The sequence below is a fragment of the Mesorhizobium sp. M7A.F.Ca.MR.148.00.0.0 genome (assembly GCF_003997735.1).
Lineage (GTDB): Bacteria > Pseudomonadota > Alphaproteobacteria > Rhizobiales > Rhizobiaceae > Mesorhizobium.
The window spans coordinates 1-248 of sequence record NZ_RZTB01000645.1 but is presented as its reverse complement, the minus strand read 5'-3'; the positions used below and the strand labels follow the sequence as shown (position 1 = coordinate 248).

Genomic DNA, 248 nt, shown 5'->3' with positions numbered 1-248 from the left:
TTATTTCCACAACTGCCTCTATGAGGGCGTGTGGAAGGACAATCGCCGCAGGCATGCCGAGGTGATTCCGACCTTCGACCTGCTCCACAAATATGGGCCGGACTACAAGGTGATCGTTGTCGGCGACGCGTCGATGAGCCCCTACGAGATCGCTCACCCCGGCGGTTCGGTCGAGCACTGGAATCCGGAGGCCGGCAGCGTCTGGCTCGGCCGCCTGCTGCAGCAATGGCCGAACGCGGTATGGCTGA

Annotated in this window: 1 pseudogene; it reads left to right on the top strand. The window is 62.1% G+C overall.

Going from position 1 to position 248, the window contains the following annotated elements:
- Positions 1–248: pseudogene (locus EOB49_RS35655) on the top strand (VWA domain-containing protein); the annotation flags it as partial.